This window comes from Cryobacterium levicorallinum (genome assembly GCF_004402405.1).
Classification (GTDB): Bacteria; Actinomycetota; Actinomycetes; order Actinomycetales; family Microbacteriaceae; genus Cryobacterium; species Cryobacterium levicorallinum.
In genome coordinates this window covers 19,124-38,155 of record NZ_SOFE01000034.1, presented here as the reverse complement: position 1 = coordinate 38,155, position 19,032 = coordinate 19,124, and the positions used below count along the sequence as shown (strand labels likewise).

The window sequence follows — 19,032 nt, the reverse complement described above, 5'->3', positions numbered from 1 at the left end:
ATCATGATCACTCGTGTCACCGGCCAGACCCAGATGCGCGCGGCCCAGCGCAACCTGCAAGACAACATGGCACAGCTGTCCAAACTGCAGGAACAGGCCAGCACGCTCAAGGGCATCAATCGATCGTCCGACGACCCGACGGCGGCGGCATCCGCTCTCGCCGTGCGGGCCGAGCAGGCAGCGACCGGCCAGTACAGCCGCAACGCCAACGACGGCGACAACTGGCTCACCACCATCGACTCCGCCATGTCGGCCACGAGCGACATTATGATTCGGGTGCGGGACCTCACGGTGCAGGGCGCCAACGGCGCCGTCAGCGCCACCGCCAAAGAAGCCATCGCCGTCGAGCTCGAGGGCCTGAAGGCCGAGCTGCTCACGCAGGCGAACACCACCTACCTGGGCCGCAGCGTGTTCGCGGGCAATTCCGACGCTACGGCAGCCTTCGTTGATGATCCTGATACCGGGATCTTGTCCTACACCGGTGTCAGCGTAAGCGGCGTACCCAACAGCCCCGTGGAACGGCGCATCAGCGCCGACACGACGGTTCGAGTGGATGGCGATGGTGCGGCGATTTTCGGTGGGAGCGCCGGGGAATCCGTTTTCGATCTACTCGACGGTGTCATCGCGAGCCTGCGCGGCACTTCGACCACGGACGCTACGGTCAGCAGCCACCTCACAAATATCGACACCCGAATGGGCACGATGACGAGCGAGTGGGCCACCATCGGTGCCCGCCAGGTGCAAGTCGAACGCGCGCAGGAGAATCTGCTGAGCAAGACCGGGGCGCTCGAGACCCAACGCGTTGGACTCGAAGACGTCGACCTCACCCAGATCGTGCTCGAACTGCAGTTGCAACAGGTTTCCTACCAATCCGCCCTCGCTGTCACCGCCAAGGTGCTGCAGCCCACACTGATGGACTTTCTCCGATGAGCTCCTCTTCGCTTCTGGTCAGCCCCCTGCTGAGCTTCGTCACTCCGCCGCCCGGGCTCGATCCGCACACGGATTTTCGTCTCAGCGAGATCGAGGGTGCTGCGGGGCTGTACTCCCTGCAGGCCGAGGCCGAGGCCGAGACGCGCATGTTCGTGCTCGACGCCGGAGTCTACCTGCCCGACTACTCCCCGGTGATCTCGAGCGAGCAGTCCGATGCGCTGTCGATCACGGAGGCGGCCGATGCGATCGTGCTCGTCGTGGTCAACCCCGGCGAGGAGGCGACGACGGTGAACCTCATGGCTCCAATCGTGGTCAACGCGCTGACCGGCATCTGCGCCCAGGTCATTCTCGACGGCCAGGAGTGGCCGCTGCGCGCCGAGCTCGGGGCTCTCGCCGCCTGATTCCTCCGCGCGTCCAGCTTTCTGCGCGAGGACGCCCACTCATGGGGCCAAAGATGGCACCTCGCGGGTAGCGCTGTCAGCTAGCGCGACTCGGCCTCGATCAGCGCAGCCTCGAACGCTACCCACGGCAGCATCGCGCACTTGACCCGGGCTGGATAGCGCGAGACTCCCCCGAACGCGGCCGCATCGCCGAGAATCTCTTCGTCGGGTTCGATCTTGCCGCGCGAGCGCAGCATCTCGCGAAAGTTGTCGAGCAGGGCCCGGGACTCGGTCACACTGAGGCCGCGCAGTGTGTCCGTCAGAATCGAAGCGGATGCCTGCGAGATCGAGCAGCCCTCCCCGGCCCAGACCAGGTCGGCCACGATGGCATTCGCAGCTGTTTCCGCGCCACCGGCCGAGTCAGCGCCATCCGTTTCGGCAGAAGCCCCTGCGCCGAGCGACACGCGCAGCGTCACCTCGTCACCGCAGGTCGTGTTGATCTGGTGCGATTCGGCCACGCGCAGGCCGCTAGCCGCGCCGAGCGCGACAGCCTCGGCCAGCGGCGTGAGGTCGACGGCTCCGTTCCTGGCCTTGGAGTGCTCCAGAATGATGGTCTGGTAGAGCTGCTGCAGGTCGCTCATCGGCGCACTCCCGTGCTGACCCCGAAGAAGGGCGCGACCTCAGCGAGGGTAGCCAGAAACAGGTCGACCTCATCAGTGGTGTTGTAGAGGTAGGTGCTCGCCCGGGTCGAGGCGGTCACGCCGAGTCGACGGTGCAGCGGCTGGGCACAGTGGTGGCCGACCCGCACGGCGATGCCGGCGTCGTCGAGAAACTGGCCAACGTCGTGGGCGTGCACGCCGGCGACATCCACGGCGGCCAGTCCGAGCCGTTCCACGCCGAGCCCGGGGCCGAGCAGGCGCACTCCGGGAATTTCGGCCAGCCCCGCCACGAGGCGCTGACCGAGCTGCGCCTCCCACGCTGCGACCCGATCCATGCCGGTCTCCCGCAGGTAGTCAACGGCCGCGGCCAACGCGATCGCCTGCGAGATGCGCTGAGTGCCGGCCTCAAAACGCTGCGGCGGCGCCAAGAACTCGGCGGTCTGCATGTTCACGGTGGTGATCATCGACCCACCGGTGAGGAACGGCGGCATATCGGCGAGCAGGTCGGTCTTGCCGTAGAGCACCCCAATGCCCGTGGGGCCGAGCATCTTGTGACCCGAGAACATTGCGAAGTCCACATCGAGCGCCGCAACGTCGACCGGCAGGTGCGGCACGGTCTGGCAGGCGTCGAGCACGACGAGGGCACCGACTTTGCGGGCAAGGGCGACGAGTTCGGCGACCGGGTTCAGGGTTCCGGTGACGTTCGAGCCGTGCGTGAAGGCAAGGAGCCTCGTGTGGGGGCCGACAATGTTCGCTGCGGCGAGCAGGTCGAGGGTGCCGTCATCCCGCACCGGGATGAACCGCAGCGTGGCGCCGGTGCGCAGCGCGAGTTGCTGCCAGGGAATGAGGTTGGCGTGGTGCTCCATCTCAGTGACAACGATCTCGTCGCCGGCGCCGAGGCTGAACCGGCGGGCGGCCGGGCCGCCGAGGCCGAGCGAGGCGTTCGAGAAGCTGTAAGCCAGAAGGTTGATGGCTTCGGTGGCGTTGGAGGTCCAGACGATTTCGTCGGTTTGGGCGCCGACGAACGCAGCGACTTTCTCGCGGGCGGCTTCGAACCCCTCGGTCGCTTCGACGGCGAGCGTGTGGGCGCCGCGGTGCACGGCGGCGTTACGCTGCTCGTAGTACTCCTGCTCGGCTTCCATCACGCTGATCGGGTTCTGCGAGGTTGCCCCGGAGTCGAGATAGGTGAGCGGATGCCCGTTCACCGTCTGATGCAGCACCGGAAAGTCGTTGCGAATGCGTTCAACGTCAATGTTGGTCAGTGGGGCCAACTCGGGGTGCTGGGAACCAGCTGCGGGAGTTCCGGGTGGTGTAGCGGCGGACGATGGTGCAAAAGACGTCATACATCAAGGATATTGCCTCTCCCCGAACCCGGGCACCGCGCGGGCACATCTGCACGGGAAGTCTGCGTGTGCGGTGGAAAACTCCGCGGCGGCGTGTGAGGCTTAAGGGGTGACCCAGACGGCCGAACACACGGAGCTACGCGAGCACGTGTTACTCGACCGACCGTGGGTGACGCTGGTCTGGGACGACCCGGTTAATCTCATGTCGTACGTCGCCTACGTTTTTCGTAGCTACTTCGGGGTCACCCCGAAGCAGGCCGAACGTCTCATGCTGCAGGTCCACAACACCGGTCGGGCCGTCGTGGCCACCGGCAATCGCGAATCGATGGAGCGCCACGTCGAAGCCATGCACGGCTACGGGCTCTGGGCGACCCTGGCCAAGGCTGACGAATGAGCGGCCTGAGGCGGTTCACCCCGCACGTCTCCGGTTTCCTGTTCGCACGATTCGAGGCGATCGAGGTCGATCTGCTGCGTCTGGCCACCAGCCAACTGGTCGATATGCTCGATGCCGGAGCCGCCGACCCCGTGCTCGCCCGCAGCAACGGTGTCTTCGGCCGCCTGCTGCCCGACGCTTACCGTGACGACGATGAGGCTGCGGCAGAATTTCGTCGCTTCACAGCGCCCGGCCTGCTCGAACGCAAGGAGCACAACGCCCAGATTGTGTTGGACACCCTCGGAACGGAACGGGACGAGACCGAAACGGACGACGAGGAACACCAACCGGTCACCATCAGCCTCGACCCCAATGCCGTGCAGGCCTGGCTGCGCAGCCTCACCGACCTACGGCTGACGCTCGCCGACCGGTTGCAGGTCTCCGCCGACGGAGTCGTCCACCTCGAGGGTGAAGACGCACCGTTTTTGCGCGAACTTTATGACTGGCTCGGCATGCTGCAGGAAGAACTCGTCTACGCGATCGACGTGTGACCTCGACGACGAGCTGACCCATCGGCGTTCTCGGCCAACAGATCTCGGGCAGCGATACCGATCACGGCGCTGTAGGTGGGGTAAGCGAAGCGCACTTTGGCCAGCGTGGCCACGTCGATTCCGGCGGCCATCGCCGTGGTGACCGACTGAATGACCTCCACGGCGTTCTCACCGACCGCGTGAGCACCCAGAATGAGCTCACGCCGACGATCGGTGATGAGTTTGAGAAATCCACGTTGGCGATCGTCGATCACGGCACGATCCAGCCGCGAGAACGGTACCACCGCCACCACACACAGCTCGTCGCGACGCCGGGCCTCCACCTCGGACAGGCCAACGCCAGCGTAATCGGGATCCGTGAACCCACCCGCCGGAAGCAAATGGTGCGCGGTTCGCCGGTTGGCATCCAAAACGGCGTTCTCGGCTGCTGCCTCTCCCTCGGACTGTGCAGCTTGCACCAGCATGTCCCGGCCGTTGGCATCGCCGACGGCGAAGATGTGCGGCACCGAACTGCGAAAATACGCATCGACAGGGATAGACGATCGGCTCGTAACGACGCCGGCTGCTTCCAGTCCCAGGTCGTCGACATCCGCTGGCCAGCCGGTTGCCATGATCACGGCGTCGAAGCTGCCTGACACGTCGTGCCCGTGCTCGCGCCAGGTCAGCGTGATCGAGCCGTCCGTGGCACGATCGAGCCCGGCGACACCGTCAATGCCGAGGTGGACGGCGACCCCCTGTTCGACGAAGGCCTCCGCAACGGCCTGCGAGACGGACTCATCGGAGGTGGCGAGTACCCGGTCGGCCACGTCGAGCAGCGTCACTGTTGAACCGAAAGAATTGAACACGGTGACCAGTTGTGCGCCGGTGTTGCCGCCGCCGATAACCGCCAGCCGATCGGGAACTCGAGGCAGGTCGAGCACGTGTTCGGGCACTACCGCCAGTTCAGCTCCCGGCACCGGCAGACGGCGAGAATGACCTCCCACGCACACCACAACAGTGTCGGCCGAAATTGTGCGCCCGGTGTCGAGCTTGAGCGTGAAGGCATCCACAAAGCGGGCGCGCCCCTCCAGGATGAGCTGAACGCCGGCATCGGCAAATCGGGTGGCCTCACCCTTCATGGAACGAACCCGGTCCACGGTCTCCCGTACTCGGGCGACCGTGGCGGGCCAGTCGATGGGACGTTCAGTCACGGAGATGCCATACGCGTCGGCCGTTCGGATCTCTCGCATGAGTCTTGCGGTTTTGGCGAGTACGCGAGTCGGCACGCATCCGGTGTTCACGCACGTGCCCCCCAGGCGATCAGCCTCACAGATGGCGACGGATGCTCCAAGCTCGGCGGCGCGCAGGGCTGCAGCGGCTCCGGCCGGGCCGGCACCGATCACGACGACGTCGAAATGGTCGCGCCCGAGCACGCGTGAATCGGGAGCCGGGTTGGCGGCTGACTTCGTGTGCGCGAAGATTGAGGTCGCAGTCATCTCGGTCTCCCACCGTCGAAAGGTGCCTAAATCCTGACAGTGTCGGCTGGGAATGAACCGGTGCCGACACCCCGTTTCTACAGGAAATCTCATCATCATGGTGGGTTCAGTTTGGTGGGCAGAGTGTGCGGTAGCCTACTTTGTGAACCCCCTATTACCGTGTGCTCAAGGCCGCACGCACGGCTCGACTTGGCCCGCGACGGAGACCCATGGACCTCAGCACTGTGACACACGTCACCTCTGCTCGACAGCGGAGCGACCTCGCCGCGCTCGGTCCGACAGTCGTACCGCTGGCCGGCGGATCCGAGCTGTTCGCCGACCCGCGAGCCCACCTCAGGGGTCTGGTCGACCTGCACACCTTCGGGTGGCGCGCGCTGACTATCACGGACGACGGCCTCGAGATTGCCGCGACCTGCACCTTCACCGAACTCTCCCAGCTGCCGATGCGGGAGGGCTGGGCGGCGCATCCGCTGTTCTATCAGTGTTGCACGGCCCTGTTCGGCTCGTTCAAGGTCTGGAATGTTGCCACGGTCGGCGGCAACCTGGCCACCGCGCTTCCGGCCGGGCCCATGATCACCCTGGCCGTCGCGCTCGACGCGGAGGTTCTGGTCTGGCGTGCTGGTGGGCGCGATGAGGTCGTGCCGGCCCGTTCGTTTGTCACGGGAAACATGACCAACGTGCTCGCACCCGGTGATGTGTTGCGCTCTATTCACGTTCCGCTCGCCGCGTTGCAGTCGCAGACGGCATATCGCAAGATCGCCCTGTCGCCGCTCGGACGCTCTGGCGCGGTGCTCGCCGGGCGGCTCGATGCCGACGGTCTGTTCGTGCTCACGGTCACGGCGGCGACGCTGCATCCGGTGCAATTGCGGTACCCGGAGCTACCCGCCGCCGAGGTGCTGGCCGGCGATATTGCCGCGATCGACTGCTGGTTCACGGATGCCCACGGCGCCGCCGACTGGCGACGCGCGATGGGACTGCTGCTCGGCGAAGAAATTCGCGCTGAACTTGTTGGAGGTCTCGCATGACGCTGGAACGGGTCGCAACGGTTGGCACGGTCATTTTTGAGGTCAACGGCAGCCCGGTCGAGGCGACGCCCCAACCCGGCCAGTGCCTGCGCACCCTGCTGCGCGACCACGAACACTTCGAGGTGAAGAAGGGCTGCGACACCGGCGACTGCGGCGCCTGCACGGTTCAGGTCGACGGCACGCCCGTGCACTCCTGCATCTACCCGGCCTACCGGGCAGCCGGCAAGCAGATCACGACCGCGGCCGGCCTCGGCCAGCCCGGCAACCTCGCGCCGGTGCAGCAGCGCTTCGTCGACGCCGCCGGGTTTCAGTGCGGCTTCTGCACACCCGGCATGGTCGTCACCGCCGCCGCCATCGAAGCGGATGCCGACACCACCCGTGCAAACGGCGTCGATGCCAGCTTCAGCACCGACCCCGACGAACTTCCCCGCCTGCTCAAGGGAAACCTCTGCCGCTGCACCGGTTACCGTTCGATCAATGACGCCATTCGCGGTCAGCACACCCCGCCGGCGGGCTCCTGCCACGTCGTCCCGGAGCGCGAGCACGCCAAAACGTCCAGCCTCGGACCGGTGCGCACGACCGGCCAGGCCACTCCCGAACCGGCTTCGGCTGGTGCGGGTTCGACCGGATTGGCCTCAACCGGACGGGTCGCGACGAGCGAGTCCATGACGGGCCACTCCGCCACGAGCCGCATGGTCGGCCCGGTTGGCACCTCCGCCGGCGCGATCGCCGGGGAGCGCGTCGTGAGCGGGCTCGAGCCGTACACCCTCGACGTTTCCGTTGCCGGACTGCTGCACCTCGCGGTGCTCGGGAGTCCGCACGCGCACGCGCGCATCCGCTCTCTTGATGCGTCGAAAGCGGCCAGGCTGCCCGGGGTGCACCGCGTGCTCACCCATGCCGACTCCCCCACGACTCTATTTTCAACCGCGCGGCACGAGAGCCGGTTCGACGACCCCGACGACACCCTGGTCTTCGACCAGACCCTACGTTTTCGCGGGCAGCGCGTGGCAGCGGTCGTCGCCGACTCGGTCGCGATCGCCGAGGCCGCCTGCCGACTGATCGACGTCGAGTACGAGGTGCTCGATGCCGTCTTCGACCCTTGGCTGGCTGCTCTGCCGGGTGCCCCGCTGGTGCACGGCGACAAGGACCCGGTCATGTCGCGACTGGCCGACCCGGGGCGCAACCTCGTCGCCGAACTGCACGGCGAATTCGGTGACGTTGCGGCCGGACTCGCCGAGGCGACCACCGTTGTCTCGGGCAGCTGGCAGACCCAACGCATTTCGCACACCCACCTCGAAACCCACGGCACGATCGGCTGGATCGACGGCGACCGGCTGGTGCTGCGCACGAGCTCGCAGGTTCCGTTTTTGGTGCAGAAGGAGATCTGCCGGCTCTTCGACCTCGACCCGGCCGGAGTGCGGGTGTTCACGGCCCGAGTCGGCGGCGGTTTCGGCGGCAAGCAGGAGCTGCTCACCGAAGACCTCGTCACCCTCGCGGTGCTCAGTACCGGCCAGCCGGTACAGTACGAATTCACCCGCACCGACGAGCTCACGATCGCCCCGGTGCGGCATCCGTTTGCGATCGACGTGACGCTCGGCGCCACGGCCGATGGCCGCCTCACCGCCCTGAAACTGGGCGTGCTCGCCGACACCGGCGCCTATGGCAACCACGGCCCGGGCGTGATGTTCCACGGCACGAGTGAGTCCGTCGCGCTCTACAACGTGCCCAACAAAAGAGTGGATGCCCGGAGCGTCTACACGAATAACCCGCCGTCGGGCGCCTTCCGCGGCTACGGCCTCGGCCAGATTATCTTCGCGATCGAAAGCGCGCTCGACGACCTGGCCCGGGAACTCGAGATGGACCCGTTCGAACTGCGCCGACTCAATTCGGTGCAGCCCGGCGACCCGCTCGTGGTCACGCACGAGGAAGGGCCCGACCTCGTCTTTGGAAGCTATGGCCTCGACCAGTGCCTCGACCTCGCCGAGTCGGCGCTGGGGCGCGGCAACCGGTCCGTCGTTCCGGTCGGTGCCCAGTGGAAAGTCGGCTCCGGCATGGCGTCGTCAATGATCGCGACCACGCCGCCACGCGGCCACCGCTCGCAGGCATCCGTTCAGCTACTCGCTGGCGGACGCTATCTGGTGCGGGTCGGCACGACCGAGTTCGGCAACGGCACTACGACCGTGCACGCGCAGATCGCGGCGACGGCGCTGCACACGTCTGTCGACCGCATCGATTTGGTGCATTCCGACACGGATGCTGCCGGTTACGATTCCGGCGCGTTCGGCTCGGCCGGGGTCGTCGTCGCTGGCAAGGCCGTGCTCGCCGCGGCGACCGCGCTGGCCGAGTCCCTGGTTGGGGCAGCGGCATCGTGCAGCGGTCTCGGTGAGGTGGATTGGCAGCTTGAACGGGAGGGGCTGTGTGCGACGGGTACGGTCGTCACCCTGGACGACCTCGCAGCCTGGGCCGCGGCCAACGACGTCGACCTCACAGCGATGCGCCGCGAAGACGGAGCGCTGCGCTCGCTCGCCTTCAACGTGCACGCGTTTCGAGTGGCCGTGAACACCGACACCGGCGAGGTGCGCATTCTGCAGTCGATCCAGGCCGCCGATGCCGGCTTCGTGATGAACCCCGAGCAGTGTCGCGGACAGATCGAGGGCGGAGTCGCGCAGGCGCTCGGCACCGCCCTGTTCGAAGAGATCGTGCTCGACGGCGCCGGAGCGGTGACGACGCGAGTGCTGCGCAACTACCACGTGCCCCAGCTCGTGGATCTGCCGGTCACCGAGGTGTACTTTGCCGAAAGCCACGACGTTCTCGGGCCCTTCGGTGCCAAGTCGATGAGCGAGTCAACCTACAACCCGGTCGCGCCGGCGCTGGCCAATGCGATACGCGACGCGATCGGCATCCGTCCGACCGAGTTGCCCATGTCCCGCGACCGTATCTGGCGTCTGCTGCACGGCTGAGCGGATGCGCCGCCCGGCTCGCGCAGGGTAGCTCGCGCCGGTCGATGGCGGTCTCGACGCGCTCGACCAACGCATCGGGTCGCGGCCCCGAAACCGGCTTGCGCCAGTCGATGGCGGTCTCGGCCACCGGACAGGCGGCCGACCTACGCGAGCCGACCATCTCGCTGATCGAGCTTACAGAGATCACCATACGACCGACCGCCGCAAACGGTCAAAATTACCGATTTCGACGCCGGAACACGATAATATCCGTAGATATGTACGAATCAACGGGTAGCGCGGTCTTTCGAGGCCACATTTTTCACATAGCCGGCGCTCCCACAGTTGCGCAGGCCCATTCGCAGCTCGTTTCGGTGCCCGACGGGGCCCTCGTCACGGCCGACGACGGCACGATCGCCTGGGTCGGCCCCTTCAACGCGCTGCCGGCCGCGTTCACTGCACTGCCGGTGACCCGAACCGGGTTCATTTTGCCGGGTTTCGTCGACACTCACATTCATTTTCCGCAGACCTACACAACGGATGCCTACGGTGGCGGCCAGCTGCTCGAATGGCTCGACGAGTGCGTCTTCCCGGCCGAGTCGCGGCTGGAAGACCCGGGGTTTGCCCGGCAGGTGGCGCGCGATTTCACGCGGCGGCGGGCATCCGTCGGTACGACCAGCGCCCTCGTGTTCGGCTCGGCGTTTGCGCCGGCGCAGGACGCCCTGTTCGAAGAAACGCAGAAGGCCGGCCTTCGCCTGGTGAGCGGGCGCGGCATCCAGACCGTCGGCACCGACTCCGCGAAGGCGCTGGTCACGAGCGAGCAGGCGGCTCTTGAGCTCACGGCGGCCGAGATCGACCGCTGGCACGCCGTCGACACGGGTGACGCCCAGACCGCGCTGCTGCAGGTCGCGATCGTGCCCCGGTTCAGTCTGTCGGTGACGCCGACAACCCTCGCAGGCCTCGGCGAGCTCTACGACTCGGTGCGCGGGCCAGGCGTGTACTTTCACAGTCACCTCAACGAGAACGACCGGCCGGGCACGGGAGAGATCGACGCGGTGCGCTCGGTGTTCGGCACGAAAACCTACCTCGACACCTACGACGGATGCTTCCTGCCGGGCTCCGCCCGCGGCGGCTCGTCCTTGCTTGGCCGCCGCAGCATCCTCGCCCACGCCGTGCACTGCCAGAATTCGGAGCTCGCCCGTCTCGCCGACACCGGCACGTCGATCGCGCACTGCCCGACCTCGCAGGCGTTCCTCGGCTCCGGCACCATGCCGTGGCGGCGCACGACCGGGTTCGGGGTGAACGTCGCGATTGGAACGGATGTCGGTGGCGGCGACGAATGGCTCGTCGCGCGGGTGCTCAACGACTGCTACAAATCGCACCTGTCCGAGCCCGGCGACGCCGAAGTGGCACTCGACCCGGCCGCGCTGCTGTTCACCGGCACACTCGCCGGGGCCCGCGCGCTCGATATGGAGGCCCGGTTCGGCAACTTCGACCTCGGCAAGGATGCGGATTTTCTGCTGATCGACCCGGACCGCTGGGACCCGCTCGCACTCGTGCTGGCGAACGCCGTGCGCGCCGACGACGCGGTGCTGGCCGCCGAGCAGACCCTGTTCGCGCTGCTGCTCGCCCTGCGCGAGCCCGCGATCACCGGGGTTTATGTTCGTGGCCGCCGGGTGAGCGTGGAGTAGTCGAGTCGGGTGACGCATCCGCTCGTCGAGCCGTGAGTTTCAGCCCATTTTTTCGTGATTTTGAGACTAAGTCTCACGGCTCGGCACGGGTCAGCTACCGCTGATAGGTGGAGTACGCGAACGGGGCGAGCAGCAAGGGCACGTGATAGCGCTCCGACACGTCGGCGAGGTCGAAGGTGATCGTGACCTCCGGGTAGAACGTGGCCTGGCCGGACCGCGCGAACCAGGCCCCAGTGGCGAACGTCCCGCGTTACCAACCGGCGGGAAGCGCAACCGGGCCGAGCGCGGCGAGGCGGCCGTCGGCATCCGTTTGGCCGGTCGTGAGTAATTTAGCCAGCTCGGCATCGTCCGCGTCGGCCGAGGCCTGTTCGCGGCGGGAGAATCCATCGGTTGGGGTCTGGATGATGCGCGGATGGTCAGCGAGGGCTTCATACACCTCGAGCCGGGTCAGCGGGGTCGCGGCCCGCCGCGCAGCGTCAACGAGCGCCCCCGCCTGGCCTGTTCGACCGCGGCGGGCGTGAAGACCTGGCCCCAGGCGACCTCCCGCACGTGCACCTCGGCGCCGGCCCGCTCTGAGAGAATCATTGCCAATGTCTCGAGTTGTCCGTCGCGAGTGTGCCAGGCTTTCGAGCGTTTGCCATCCTGGGCCTGAAAATCGAACGAGTACGAGCTTCCGGACTCGATGTCGCCCACTTGGCATCCAGAGTCCAGCGGAATGTGACGACCCTTTTCGCGTTATTTCGTTCCCGAACCCGGGGGTGTTGTCACTCGATGCTCGCTGTGATCTACCACGTCTGGTTCCGCTCGCAGGACATCGGCGATCTCTTCCTCCGGACGCGGGGCGATGGTCTGGTCGACCTCGAGCTGTGGGATGGACGGCTCACCCGGGCCGGGAACGTGGCGCTGAGGGGAATGTTCGAAGTGGAGGGACACGGCGAATCCTTCGGTCGGTAACATTCACAGCGTATGCGCTTTTACGGCGGAGTAGCCAGGTTTCGAGCACATCGCTACGGCTGCGATCAGCCTGTGCCACACAACGTCAAGGATCTCGTCGCCGGAGTCCATGGTGAGCACGCCCACATCGCGCGCAGGGCTGGAGTGGGCGGGGCAGAGCTAGGGACACATCCGCTCGCCGAGCGGTGAGTCTTGGGGCCAAAACGGCACAAAACAGGCCCAAACCTCACGTCTCGGCGCCCGAAACTCACGGCTCGGCGGAGCCATGTAGTTAAACATGGCGCCACGCCGCGGCTCGTGAACCCTACGATGGCAGACATGCACAAGCCGCCAACACCCAACCACGTGGCCGGACTCGTGCTCGCCGCTGGTGCTGGCTCCCGCTATGGCATGCCCAAGGCGCTCGTGCACGATGCCTCTGGCCGATCCTGGCTGCAGAACGCCGTCGACGTGCTCGCGGCCGCCGGGTGTTCCCCGGTCATCGTCGTGCTCGGCGCCCGCGGTGCCGAGGCCGCGGCGCTGCTCAAAACGGATCCCTTGGCCTCAAGGGACGGTGCGCGAGCCCGCAGCACGAACCGGCCAACAGCATCCGTTTTGGTCGTGCAGGCCGATGATTGGGCCGAAGGACTCTCTGCCTCCCTGCGCGCCGGCCTGCGCTGCGCCCTCGACCACCCCGAGCTCACGGCTATCGCGGTCGTTCCCGTTGACGTACCCGACCTGAACGCGGCGACGGTGGCTCGCCTGATCGGCAGGACCAACGAGACGACGGATGCGCCCGGCTCCGCCGCCGCGTCGGCCGGCACACTGCGTCAGGCCCGTTTTTCCGGCCAGCCGGGGCATCCCGTGGTGATCGGCCGGTCGCATTGGGTGTCCCTCCTCGAGACTCTCTCCGGCGATTCCGGCGCGCGACCCTATCTGCGCGCGCACGACGTCGAAGCGGTCGAGTGTGGCGACCTCGGCACCGGGGCCGACGTCGACCGGCCCAGGGAACCACCGGGCCCACATTCGGAACATGGGCCCATGATCTAACTTGGGCCCACATTCCGGGCCCGGGCCCGGAACAAATGGTGAGGTCCCGAACCCTCGTGGCTCAACGAAACTGCGCCTGAACTACCCTCGTGCCACCACCCGAGTCAGCGCCGCGTAGGCACGCGCCGCGCCCGGCTGCACGGTCAGCGACACCGCGAGGGTGTCGAGACGGGCGCGCGTTTCGCCGGCGAGGTGCAGCATCCGCTCACAGGCGTCGCGCAACGCGAGAACGGTTGCGGTATTGGGCGGCAGCGATGTGCCGAAGCCCGCCGCGTCGAGGGCGGCTGCGCCGGCGAACTGGTCGGTGGAGAACGGCAGCACAACGAGCGGCACGCCTGCCGTCATCGCCTCGGTCACCGAATTGTTGCCCCCGTGCGTCACCGCGAGCACGGCCTCCTGCAGCAGGCGTACCTGCGGCAGAAACCCGCGCACCAGCCAGGAATCAGGAATGGGGCCGAGCGTTTCGCGGTCGGTCGCTCCGACAGCCATGGCCACCCGCACCGGCAGCCCGCTCAGGGCCTCGGCGACGCGGGCGAGCACATCACCGCGCACCGAGAGAAAACTTCCGAAGCTCACGTAGACGACGGGCCGAGAATCAGCCGCCAGCCAGGCTTCGACCTCGGGGTCGACGGCCTCGGATCGCACCGCCGAACCGAGAAACCGGTGGGGTGGAAGCTGGTCCGTGCGCGCCGACGAGTGCAGTTCGCCCGGATAATTGAGCAGCAGCAGATCCCCGCACTCTTGAAAGGCATCGAGGGTCGGTGCCGCGGACGGATCGAGTTCAAAAAGCGCGTCGTTCCACTGAGCGGTGAACGAGTCGCGAACGGCCGCACACTGCAGCTCAAGCAGCGCCAACTCGCCAACGTCGGGCGAGAACACGGCGGGCCAGGCCGGCGGGTAACCGTAGATCTCCGGGCCGACGGGCAAGGCAGACGGATGCCCGAGCACCACATCGGCGTGCGGCACGCCCGCACTGAGCAGCCCGAGCCGGGCGCTGAAGGCGAGGTGGTCGACGATCACCTGGTCGGGCTGCACCCGTTCGACGATGCGCTGCACCTCGCGGGCGATCGCGACCGGGTTATAGAGCAGGTCGCTGCTGCGGGCCTCAGCCTGAAAGAGCAGGGTATCGACCATTCCGCGGCGGGTGGCGTCGAAAAACCCGCGCAGGGCGTCATCTTCGCCGGCGGGCTGCTGCTCGACCCGGATGGTGCCGGGGTTGGAACCGCGGCCCAGCTGCAGGTTCTCCCGTTGGAACCCGAACGCGGCCACAATGTCGGCCGTTGCCGGTCCGCTCGCCACCACGACGCGTTCGCCGGCCTGCGCCCAGGCGGTGCCGAGCGTCGCGAGCGGGTACAGGTGCGAGGCGTAGTCGGGGCTGATGATGAGCAGGGTCATGAGACGCTCAGCTCCCAGGCGACCGGCTCGGTCGCCACGGCGACGTCCCGGTAGACCGAACCGAGTGTGCTCGCCATGGCTTCGATCGTGAAGTTGTCGGCCACCATGCGCCGGGCCAGGTCGGCGTACTCGCCGCCGTGCACTCCGGCCGCCACGGCGAGGGCATCTCGGATGCCGGAACCGAGAGCCTGCGCGTCGCCGGTGTCGACCAGAAAACCGGTCACGCCATTCTCGACGTAGGTGGCCGGTCCGCCGCCGTTCGGCGCGACGACCGTGAGGCCGGTCGCCATCGCCTCGAGCAGCGCGATGCCGAACTCCTCCTTCATGCTCGCGCAGACATACACACCGAACGGCGCAGCGAGCCCGGGCCGGCCGTAGCGGATCGCGGCCAGCCAGCGGGCGACCGTGTCGTTGGCGCGATGCCCGGCCAGAACCAGGCCGTGGGCCGCAGCGTCGTCACGATTCGCCCCAGACAGGGACCGGGACATGCGAGCCAGCTCAATGCCCTCGTCAAAGGACGGATGCTCCAAATCACCGCCCACAATCAGCAGGTTGCAGCGCTCTTGCAGGGTCGGGTCCCCGGTCCAAGCTTCGACCAGGGCCGCCATGCCCTTGACGCGGTGCAGACGGCCGACGCTGATCAGCAGCGGCAGTCCGTGCCGGGACGGCGGAAGGGTGCCCAGCAGCGCGTCGAGCTGGTCGAAGGCAAGCGCGGCGGACGCAGCGCGAGCATCGTCCATATTCGTGCGGTCGATGCGGTCAAGGTCGTGGTCGAAGTGATCAATCGGGTCCTGGTCGTGGCTGAGGTCGTCGTCGCTGGCGACCAAACCGTTCCCGCCGGACTGGCTAAGCGATGCCAGGGCATCCGTTCGGGCACGGTCGATCACCGCGAGGTCGATGCCCTCTGGAATGACCGAGTGTCGTTCCGGGTGTGCGTCAATGTCGATTCCGATCAGGCGCTCAATGTCCTGCTGCAGGTGCGGGCGCGGAAAAAGCACGGTGTGCGCGGCATCCGCGGCGAGTCGCTGCACCAGGCGGGCACGAAACCAGAAGTGTTCCACCGCATCAACCTCGCCGAAGTTCGTTCGGGTGAGCGCGCCACTCGATTCGAGCGAGTCGATCACGCCGTGCGGGTCGGGGGCCACGGTGAAGACGACCGGAATGTCCAGGTCGCGGGCCACGGTCGCGGCGGCGAGGCTGCCGACATCGGCCATGCGGAGGTGAATCGCGTCGACGACTCCGGTCGAGCGCAGGATACGCCGAATGCCGCGTTGCGCTGCGACCCGCCGAGGCCAGGAGTCGATCGACGGCACCGGACCACCGACGAACGGAACCGCCGCGAAGGAGTGCCCGCGCCGGGTCGCTCCGACGTCGGCCAGTCCATCAAGCGCTGACTCGTGGCTGCCGCGGGACATGGTGATAACCCGATCGACCCGATCTTCGCGGCCCGTCCCGAGACGGCTTCCGACAAACGGCGCACGCAAAGCGGATGCCGCGGCGCTCTCCGTTCCGCTGCCTCGGCCGGCCGGCTCGGCGACGAGGGCGTCACCGAGCCGCACCAGCAGGGTCGCGATGCCGCCGTTGTCGCCAGCACCGACCTGGGAGAGCTCCCCGTCGATGTCGGCGTGCAGAAAGAGTTGGGCGATTGTGGCGCCCTGGTTCCACTTCGGGCGTGGTGCGGTCGTCGCCGTCAAGTCGAACAGGGCCAGCCGAGCAACGGCCGCGAGTTCGCTCGCATTGTCGTCCTGAGAGAGGACGCTCAGTATTTCGAGCACAGCTTCGCTCGGGGATCGGTCCCCGAGGCCGGCGATGGCGGCGGCGCGAGCGGGCAGGCTCTCGGCACGGTCGGTGGCCACCCGCCGCAGCAACCGCTCGGGAATGCGGCCGGGCATGAGGCCGATGGTCTCGATGAGGCGGGTGCGGGCATCCGTTTCGGTCATGCCGAGCAGGGAACCTTCGAGGAACAGGGCCACCTGATCGGCGGCCGAAGATCCCCACTGTTCCAGAGTGCGCTGGGCGAGCATGCCGGTAAATCCGCCCTGCCGAACGAGCGTGACGAGGTCGGCGATGGCGTCATAGCGCGGCAGGCGGCTGCCGAAGGCCCAGGCGGAGTGCTCACGCAGAAAAGCCGAATCGTGGTGCAGCAAGGCAACAAGCACCTCGTCAGCGGAGTCGTCGAAGACCTGGGCGAGGGCGTGCACTGCGGCGATGGCGGTGAGCTGGTCGCTCGGATCGGTCGAGGCTTGTGCCAGCAGGCGCACAGCCCGGGCGCCCCCATCGCGGCTGGCTGCCACGGTGAGGTCGTCGGCGCGTCGAATTCCTTCGAGCAGCGTTGCGGCGGATCGTTGTTCGTCGAGTGCGGTGTGGGTAGCCATTGACTGCTCCTTTTCGTTAAACTCGTCGAATCAATCGTGGCGATTCGGGGTTGCCACGAGCGAACATGGGTAAATTTCGGAACTTTGGGCGCGAGAGGTCGAGGATCCCGAACACGAAAGCGAACGAAACAGGTATAGCTAGCCTAGCTAGCTAATTCCCCATTCGCCATCATTGCATGAATGAGGGCGCCAGGGCTGACAGACTGCCCTGATCGGTGCCGAGCACTCAAGACAAAAAAAGAACCATGCCCCAGTGAATGGGGCATGGCTCTATCTGTTTATATCTGCAAATGTCGGGTTTAGCCGAACAGGGCCGTCACCTTCGCGAGTGTCTGAGAAATGCCAAAGGCCAGCGGGATCCCTACTAGCGCCCAAGCCACAATGACTTTTAGAACCTTCATGCGTGCGCCTTCCAAGCTGTTGCACCGACGAGCGGCTTTTCGGGTTCGTGAAAGTCGGTGTGAACCGGTCGCACGAAAAGGTTCGCCACAAAGCCAACAACGAGCAGCCCAACCATGGTGAGCAGGGCCGGCTGATAGGCCGCAGCCGTCAACTCACCCGGAGCGCCCTGAGCATCGAGGAACGAGTTGACAATGAGCGGACCGGCAATGCCGGCCGCCGACCAGGCCGTCAGCAGGCGACCATGGATTGCCCCCACCTGAAAGGTTCCGAACAAATCCCGCAGGTAGGCCGGAGCGGTAGCGAAACCGCCACCGTAAAAAGAAATGATGATGAAGGCCAGTACAACGTAGAGCGCCGTCGTACTCGATCCGAAGAGCGCCAGCAGCACATACAACACCATGCCAACGCCGAGGTACACCATGTAGATGTTCTTGCGTCCGGTCTTGTCCGACGTGGCCGACCAGGCGAATCGTCCGCCCATATTAGCGAGCGACAACAGGCCCACAAAGCCTCCGGCAACGGCCGCCGAGACCAGCGAGTTGCCGTCGCTCTGCCGGAAGAAGTCCTGGATCATCGGTGCGGCCTGCTCGAGAATGCCGATACCGGCCGTGACGTTGCAGAACAGGACGACCCAGAGCAGCCAGAACTGACGCGTGCGAATGGCGTTCCTGGCTGAAACGTGGTTGCTCGTGACGAGGGCCTTGACCCGCACCTTCGACGGATCGAAACCGGCCGGCACCCAATCAGCAGCCGGAACCTTGATCGTGAAAGCTCCGAACATCATGTACGCGAGATAGATCACGGCGAGGGTGAGAAAAAGCTTGCCCACGGAGTCGCCGCTCGCCACCCAGTTCGCTGCCCCGGAGTTGGGGTCATAGAAGCCGAGGAGCGCCGTCGACACTGGGCTGGCGATGAGGGCGCCGCCGCCGAAGCCCATGATGGCCATGCCGGTGGCGAGGCCCGGGCGGTCCGGAAACCACTTAATGAGCGTCGAGACGGGCGATATGTAGCCGATGCCGAGGCCGATACCGCCGATGAAGCCGTAGCCGACGTAGACCAGCCACAGCTGGTTCGTAAAGATTCCGAGCGAACCGATGAGGAATCCGCCCGACCAGAACAGAGCCGCGACGAACATGGCCTTGCGCGGCCCGTTGGTGTCGACCCAGGTACCCATGATGGCCGCCGACAGGCCGAGCATCACGATGGCGATTGAGAAGATCACCCCGATCTGCACCAGGCTGGCGTCGAAGTGCGCCACAAGCGCGGTCTTGTAAACACTCGTGGCGTAGGCCTGGCCAATGCAGAGGTGCACGGCGAGTGCGGCCGGCGGAATCAGCCAGCGGTTGAATCCGGGTGGGGCGATGGTGCGGTCTCGGTCGAGCCAGCTCATGGAGATATCCTTGCTGCCGGTATGGCGATAGCGACTCTGCTGTGCGTTTCGGCTGTCCACGATGGCCGTGGACGTACTCCGCAAACGGATTGACTTAACAGTCTGCGGAGGCAATCCTAGA

Annotated in this window: 18 protein-coding genes and 1 pseudogene; 8 read left to right on the top strand and 11 right to left on the bottom strand. The window is 66.5% G+C overall.

Annotated elements, in window-relative coordinates; all coding sequences use genetic code 11:
* Positions 1 to 3 precede the first annotated feature (3 nt).
* Together flgL and E3O11_RS16840 are read left to right on the top strand one after the other, a co-directional pair.
* Positions 4 to 930, top strand: a complete 927-nt coding sequence (flgL, locus tag E3O11_RS16845) for a flagellar hook-associated protein FlgL (protein WP_092450680.1) — start codon at positions 4 to 6, stop codon at positions 928 to 930.
* Complete coding sequence (locus E3O11_RS16840) at positions 927 to 1,331, top strand: flagellar assembly protein FliW (protein WP_092450682.1); 405 nt, start codon at positions 927 to 929, stop codon at positions 1,329 to 1,331. Before flgL ends, E3O11_RS16840 begins: the two co-directional genes overlap by 4 nt.
* Before the next feature lie 80 nt (positions 1,332 to 1,411).
* Here E3O11_RS16840 and sufU read toward each other — a convergent pair whose 3' ends face one another.
* Positions 1,412 to 1,951, bottom strand: coding sequence for a Fe-S cluster assembly sulfur transfer protein SufU (sufU, locus tag E3O11_RS16835; RefSeq protein ID WP_092450684.1), 540 nt, complete (start codon positions 1,949 to 1,951; stop codon positions 1,412 to 1,414).
* Positions 1,948 to 3,312 carry an aminotransferase class V-fold PLP-dependent enzyme gene (locus E3O11_RS16830; protein ID WP_092450686.1) on the bottom strand — a complete coding sequence of 455 codons (1,365 nt, stop codon included), beginning with the start codon at positions 3,310 to 3,312 and terminating at the stop codon, positions 1,948 to 1,950. Before E3O11_RS16830 ends, sufU begins: the two co-directional genes overlap by 4 nt.
* 109 nt (positions 3,313 to 3,421) lie before the next feature.
* Here E3O11_RS16830 and clpS point away from each other — a divergent pair, with 109 nt between their 5' ends.
* Positions 3,422 to 3,706, top strand: coding sequence for an ATP-dependent Clp protease adapter ClpS (gene clpS, locus E3O11_RS16825; RefSeq protein WP_092450688.1), 285 nt, complete (start codon positions 3,422 to 3,424; stop codon positions 3,704 to 3,706).
* Complete coding sequence (locus tag E3O11_RS16820) at positions 3,703 to 4,236, top strand: DUF2017 family protein (RefSeq protein WP_092450690.1); 534 nt, start codon at positions 3,703 to 3,705, stop codon at positions 4,234 to 4,236. The genes clpS and E3O11_RS16820 overlap by 4 nt, the downstream gene beginning before the upstream one ends.
* Here E3O11_RS16820 and E3O11_RS16815 read toward each other — a convergent pair.
* Positions 4,218 to 5,711, bottom strand: coding sequence for a dihydrolipoyl dehydrogenase family protein (locus E3O11_RS16815; RefSeq protein ID WP_092450692.1), 1,494 nt, complete (start codon positions 5,709 to 5,711; stop codon positions 4,218 to 4,220). The genes E3O11_RS16820 and E3O11_RS16815 overlap by 19 nt on opposite strands.
* Positions 5,712 to 5,920: 209 nt before the next feature.
* On the opposite strand from E3O11_RS16815, the gene E3O11_RS16810 reads away from it, so the two are divergent.
* Genes E3O11_RS16810 through E3O11_RS16800 form a run of 3 tightly spaced genes read left to right on the top strand, consistent with a single transcriptional unit; the run spans position 5,921 to position 11,366 of the window.
* On the top strand, positions 5,921 to 6,736 hold the full coding sequence (locus E3O11_RS16810) for an FAD binding domain-containing protein (protein ID WP_092450695.1): 816 nt from the start codon (positions 5,921 to 5,923) through the stop codon (positions 6,734 to 6,736).
* Positions 6,733 to 9,696: a molybdopterin-dependent oxidoreductase gene (locus E3O11_RS16805; RefSeq protein WP_092450697.1), complete on the top strand. Its 2,964-nt coding sequence runs from the start codon at positions 6,733 to 6,735 to the stop codon at positions 9,694 to 9,696. Before E3O11_RS16810 ends, E3O11_RS16805 begins: the two co-directional genes overlap by 4 nt.
* A gap of 44 nt (positions 9,697 to 9,740) precedes the next feature.
* Positions 9,741 to 11,366, top strand: a complete 1,626-nt coding sequence (locus E3O11_RS16800; RefSeq protein WP_241994767.1) for an amidohydrolase family protein — start codon at positions 9,741 to 9,743, stop codon at positions 11,364 to 11,366.
* 94 nt (positions 11,367 to 11,460) lie between these two features.
* Here the strand turns inward: E3O11_RS16800 and E3O11_RS18385 are convergent.
* The 4 genes and pseudogenes from E3O11_RS18385 to E3O11_RS17805 all read right to left on the bottom strand — a co-directional run.
* Positions 11,461 to 11,598, bottom strand: a pseudogene (locus tag E3O11_RS18385) (hydroxyisourate hydrolase); the annotation flags it as partial.
* An 18-nt stretch (positions 11,599 to 11,616) separates the two neighbouring features.
* Positions 11,617 to 11,802 carry a peptidase associated/transthyretin-like domain-containing protein gene (locus E3O11_RS18380; protein WP_134478067.1) on the bottom strand — a complete coding sequence of 62 codons (186 nt, stop codon included), beginning with the start codon at positions 11,800 to 11,802 and terminating at the stop codon, positions 11,617 to 11,619.
* An 11-nt stretch (positions 11,803 to 11,813) separates the two neighbouring features.
* The gene (locus E3O11_RS16790) at positions 11,814 to 12,059 is read right to left on the bottom strand and encodes a hypothetical protein (protein WP_134478065.1); all 246 of its coding nucleotides are present in this window, start codon (positions 12,057 to 12,059) and stop codon (positions 11,814 to 11,816) included.
* Positions 12,060 to 12,101: 42 nt separating this feature from the next.
* Positions 12,102 to 12,299 (bottom strand): hypothetical protein, encoded by a 198-nt coding sequence (locus E3O11_RS17805; RefSeq protein WP_139226651.1) that lies wholly within the window; start codon positions 12,297 to 12,299, stop codon positions 12,102 to 12,104.
* Positions 12,300 to 12,638: 339 nt separating this feature from the next.
* On the opposite strand from E3O11_RS17805, the gene E3O11_RS16780 reads away from it, so the two are divergent.
* A complete protein-coding gene (locus E3O11_RS16780; RefSeq protein WP_092450701.1) occupies positions 12,639 to 13,349 on the top strand; it encodes a nucleotidyltransferase family protein in 711 nt (236 codons plus the stop codon).
* Between the two features lie 81 nt (positions 13,350 to 13,430).
* Here E3O11_RS16780 and E3O11_RS16775 read toward each other — a convergent pair whose 3' ends face one another.
* The 4 genes from E3O11_RS16775 to E3O11_RS16765 form a co-directional block, all read right to left on the bottom strand.
* A complete protein-coding gene (locus E3O11_RS16775) occupies positions 13,431 to 14,744 on the bottom strand; it encodes a glycosyltransferase (RefSeq protein ID WP_092450702.1) in 1,314 nt (437 codons plus the stop codon).
* Complete coding sequence (locus tag E3O11_RS16770; protein WP_092450704.1) at positions 14,741 to 17,119, bottom strand: glycosyltransferase; 2,379 nt, start codon at positions 17,117 to 17,119, stop codon at positions 14,741 to 14,743. The genes E3O11_RS16775 and E3O11_RS16770 overlap by 4 nt, the downstream gene beginning before the upstream one ends.
* Positions 17,120 to 17,418: 299 nt before the next feature.
* The gene (locus tag E3O11_RS18855) at positions 17,419 to 17,520 is read right to left on the bottom strand and encodes an MFS transporter small subunit (RefSeq protein ID WP_420838491.1); all 102 of its coding nucleotides are present in this window, start codon (positions 17,518 to 17,520) and stop codon (positions 17,419 to 17,421) included.
* The gene (locus E3O11_RS16765; RefSeq protein ID WP_092450706.1) at positions 17,517 to 18,911 is read right to left on the bottom strand and encodes an OFA family MFS transporter; all 1,395 of its coding nucleotides are present in this window, start codon (positions 18,909 to 18,911) and stop codon (positions 17,517 to 17,519) included. The genes E3O11_RS18855 and E3O11_RS16765 overlap by 4 nt, the downstream gene beginning before the upstream one ends.
* Between the last annotated feature and the right edge of the window lie 121 nt (positions 18,912 to 19,032).

What these genes read in the sequence shown, in the direction of transcription:
- flgL (WP_092450680.1), top strand. Translation starts at nt 4, where the DNA reads ATGATCACTCGTGTCACCGGCCAGACCCAGATGCGCGCGGCCCAGCGC.
- E3O11_RS16840 (WP_092450682.1), top strand. Translation starts at nt 927, where the DNA reads ATGAGCTCCTCTTCGCTTCTGGTCAGCCCCCTGCTGAGCTTCGTCACT.
- sufU (WP_092450684.1), bottom strand. Translation starts at nt 1,951, where the DNA reads ATGAGCGACCTGCAGCAGCTCTACCAGACCATCATTCTGGAGCACTCC.
- E3O11_RS16830 (WP_092450686.1), bottom strand. Translation starts at nt 3,312, where the DNA reads ATGACGTCTTTTGCACCATCGTCCGCCGCTACACCACCCGGAACTCCC.
- E3O11_RS16820 (WP_092450690.1), top strand. Translation starts at nt 3,703, where the DNA reads ATGAGCGGCCTGAGGCGGTTCACCCCGCACGTCTCCGGTTTCCTGTTC.
- E3O11_RS16815 (WP_092450692.1), bottom strand. Translation starts at nt 5,711, where the DNA reads ATGACTGCGACCTCAATCTTCGCGCACACGAAGTCAGCCGCCAACCCG.
- E3O11_RS16810 (WP_092450695.1), top strand. Translation starts at nt 5,921, where the DNA reads ATGGACCTCAGCACTGTGACACACGTCACCTCTGCTCGACAGCGGAGC.
- E3O11_RS16805 (WP_092450697.1), top strand. Translation starts at nt 6,733, where the DNA reads ATGACGCTGGAACGGGTCGCAACGGTTGGCACGGTCATTTTTGAGGTC.
- E3O11_RS16800 (WP_241994767.1), top strand. Translation starts at nt 9,741, where the DNA reads ATGGCGGTCTCGACGCGCTCGACCAACGCATCGGGTCGCGGCCCCGAA.
- E3O11_RS16780 (WP_092450701.1), top strand. Translation starts at nt 12,639, where the DNA reads ATGCACAAGCCGCCAACACCCAACCACGTGGCCGGACTCGTGCTCGCC.
- E3O11_RS16775 (WP_092450702.1), bottom strand. Translation starts at nt 14,744, where the DNA reads ATGACCCTGCTCATCATCAGCCCCGACTACGCCTCGCACCTGTACCCG.
- E3O11_RS16770 (WP_092450704.1), bottom strand. Translation starts at nt 17,119, where the DNA reads ATGGCTACCCACACCGCACTCGACGAACAACGATCCGCCGCAACGCTG.
- E3O11_RS18855 (WP_420838491.1), bottom strand. Translation starts at nt 17,520, where the DNA reads ATGAAGGTTCTAAAAGTCATTGTGGCTTGGGCGCTAGTAGGGATCCCG.
- E3O11_RS16765 (WP_092450706.1), bottom strand. Translation starts at nt 18,911, where the DNA reads ATGAGCTGGCTCGACCGAGACCGCACCATCGCCCCACCCGGATTCAAC.